Source organism: Chitinophaga sp. (assembly GCF_036569125.1).
Classification (GTDB): domain Bacteria; phylum Bacteroidota; class Bacteroidia; order Chitinophagales; family Chitinophagaceae; genus Chitinophaga.
In genome coordinates this window covers 1-3235 of the sequence record NZ_DATCRF010000740.1, presented here as the reverse complement: position 1 = coordinate 3235, position 3235 = coordinate 1, and the positions used below count along the sequence as shown (strand labels likewise).

3 protein-coding genes and 1 pseudogene are annotated in these 3235 nt (G+C 48.1%); 3 read left to right on the top strand and 1 reads right to left on the bottom strand.

Annotated elements, in window-relative coordinates; all coding sequences use genetic code 11:
- Positions 1–631: pseudogene (locus VIM87_RS27455) on the bottom strand (glycoside hydrolase family 92 protein); the annotation flags it as partial.
- Positions 632–788: 157 nt separating this feature from the next.
- Here VIM87_RS27455 and VIM87_RS27450 point away from each other — a divergent pair.
- From VIM87_RS27450 to VIM87_RS27440, 3 genes are all read left to right on the top strand, one after another.
- Positions 789–1163, top strand: a complete 375-nt coding sequence (locus VIM87_RS27450; protein WP_332000080.1) for a hypothetical protein — start codon at positions 789–791, stop codon at positions 1161–1163.
- A 17-nt stretch (positions 1164–1180) separates the two neighbouring features.
- A complete protein-coding gene (locus tag VIM87_RS27445; protein WP_332000079.1) occupies positions 1181–1750 on the top strand; it encodes a hypothetical protein in 570 nt (189 codons plus the stop codon).
- Between the two features lie 574 nt (positions 1751–2324).
- Positions 2325–3235, top strand: a 911-nt coding sequence (locus VIM87_RS27440; protein ID WP_332000078.1) for a hypothetical protein, incomplete at its 3' end; no start/stop codon positions are given.

Genomic DNA, 3235 nt, shown 5'->3' with positions numbered 1-3235 from the left:
CAAAATACAGTACAAAGTAGTTCTTAAAGTTAGCCGGCACACCGCCGCTGTTCTTGGTGGTATAGCCAATGATCTTATTTTCACCGGGAATTACCTTGATGTAGGAGCCTTTATCCAGCGCATCTACCACCACAAAAGCGCTATCCGTAGTGGGATAGGTGAAACGCAGGCGGGCGGCCCTTTCCGTGGGTGTGATCTCAGTGGTCACATCATGGTCGGCCAGGTATACGCTGTAATAATAAGGGCGGGCTATTTCTGCCTTGTGGGAGAACCAGCTGGCCCTTTCATCTTCATTAAAAACTATTTTGCCGGTAATAGGCATAATGGCAAACTGGCCATAGTCGTTGATCCAGGGGCTGGGCTGGTGGGTTTGTTTAAAACCCCGCAGCTTTTCAGCATCATAGGTATAAGCCCAGCCGTCGCCCATTTTGCCCGTTTGCGGCATCCAGAAGTTCATACCCCATGGACAGGCAATGGCCGGGTAAGTATTACCGGTAGACAAGCTGTGTTTGGAAGCTGTACCCATTAAAGGGTTCACCCAATCTGCCGGATCCTTGATCTTGTCCACTGTTTGCGCCTGAACCGACAAGGAAGCCAGCACCAGGGCGGTTGCGATTATTTTACTCATCATAGTACGATAACGTGATTAGTTTTAACGATAAGACCGTAAAAATAATGGTTCAAAACAATGTTAGGGGTTATTTTTATGAACGGCGCCCCCCATTCCCCTTTAAATTTTTTGCGTTACATTTGTTATAAATAGTATATAACCCCAACAATCTATTGCCATGAACACGAATACCCCAAAAATTCTGTTATTTGTTATTATTGCCGTGCTTGTAATTAACCTGGGCTTTAACCTGTTTGGTTCCAATGCAGGGTTAAAACAGGCGGTACGCAACCTGGAGCTGGCGCGTAAAACGCTGGACAGCGCTATGGTACAGCTGCAGGACGCCAGCAACGGACTGGATTCCATACAGGCAAACCTGGACCGGCAAAAAGCCCTGATCAACGATATCCGTTACAGAACAGAGCTGATGGACCTGGAAAAACGCGTACGGGATGAACACAGCAAAGTAAAAATAGACAGTATTAAAGACCGGATCAAAACACTGAGCAACTATCAGCCAACAGATGATATTATTACCGAAGACCTGAAATAAAATAAATACATAACCCCATGCAAACTAACCTCAAATGCTGCCTGCTGTTACTGGCAGGCCTGCTGTCCGTGCTGCACACCGCTGCGCAGGGCCGGCTCAAATTCTTTAACACCTGCACCGGCAGCAGCAACTACCGGCTTACCAACGGCGATACTGTTATTATTCAGTGCGATAGCAGCCTGCTGATGAACAGCCGTAACTTTTCCATTTACCAGTCGGCCTACCAGCAATACCGCAAGGGCGGCAACAGCAGCGAGATCCTGCGCTCCTATGAAACACTGGTGCAGCAGCAGGATAGTATGATCGCCAATGGCCAGCAGGATTATACCAACCTGAAGCTGCAGTTCGATTCTTTATTCCGCAGCTCTATTGCTTCCCTGGACCGTACCAGCCGCGATATTGGCATTGTAAAGGATACGCTGAACAATGTATCCACGCAGCTGAATAACACCAATATCATTATTGGCGATGCTATTAAGCAGGTGAACCAGGCGCGGAAAAAAAGCTTCCTGGATAAGCTGTACTGGGGCATTGGCGGCTTAGGCATAGGCGTAGCTGTTACGGCTATTATTGCGGCGGCGAATTAAATAGTGGGCAGTTGGCAGTTGGCAGTTAGCGGTTAGCTTTTAGTAGTTAGCTTTTAGCGGTTAGCAGTTAGCGGTTGGCGGTTAGCAGTTAGCGGTTAGCAGTTAGGATTGTAGCGGATTGGTGAGCAGGAAATAGTTGGCAGTCCGCAGTCCGCAGTTGGCAGTTATGACCGTAGCGGATTAGGAGTAGTCAAAACCATTGTTTATTTGGTGTTTGACAATGTAACCACGTATTAGCTGTTAGTTGCCGGCATGGCTTAACCGCTGGTTTGTTAACTAACATATGCATAACGGTTATCATTCATACAATGAGTAACCGGCCCCCGACTGCCAACTGCCAACTGCCCACTGCAAACTCTTTACTCCCCCGGGCAACGGTTTCCACCCTCCGCCCGTATTAAAAGAAATTCGTATTATTATAGGGCAATTAATGGTAATCTTCACCGATCAATTTGCGCTTTTCGTCGAGCCATTCGCACAAATGCACTTTTTTCGCGTTTATATATTTACCAGATCAGTACCATTGTAACGTGGTAACGTAAGCCAACTATTAATCAGCTAAATGCAAGTTTGAATGAGAAAGCATTTTTTATCGGCCGGAATGCCCATGATAATAATGAGCCTGCTTTGCAGCAGTGTGTTCTTTTCCTGTAAAAAAGATAAAACATCACCCGGGGATAATAACTCCGGGAATAACGGCACTGCGCGTACTGACGAGGATTCACTGAAATACCTGATGTACCGCATTATGCAGGTAACATATGCCGATGGCGGCCGGAATGCCTCCAAAGGCCTGCCAACCTACTACTGGTACAACCAGGTGCCCACCATCGACCCGTTCAGCACTTCCTACGCCAAAGCGGAAGACCTGCTGAGCACCATGATCAGCTACCCCAAGCTGAACGGCAACAACCTGGACCGTTACAGCTTCCTGGACCGTACCGGCTCCCTGGCCAATAAGCTGCAGAACGGCGTGATCGAAAAAACAGCCGGCACCAACGGCAGCCTGGGAATGGAAGTAACCTACGCCCTGGACCAGAACAGCGCCAGCCACCTGATGGTGCTGTATGCAGATAAGAACAGCCCGGCCGGTATGCAGGGCGTGCAAAGAGGCTGGGAAATAACCGCTATTAACGGCGATGATAATATTGCCTATGATAACGGCGGCGCTAACACTACCAAGGTAACCAATGCGGTATATAACCCCACGGGCGCTACCTCCTTCACTTTTAAGAAAGCCAACAGCACTACTGCCACGCTTACGCTAACGCCTTCTTCTTACAATGTAAACCCGGTATTATTTGATACTGTTTATACCATAAGCGGAAAACAGGTAGGCTACTTTGTGTTCTATACCTACTCCAGCGTAACCAATACCAGCGATGCGGCCACACCTACCAAACAGGTGCTGGACCAGCTGTTTGCCAAATTTAAATCCGCCAATATCAGTAACCTGATCGTGGATCTGCGGTACAATACCGGCGG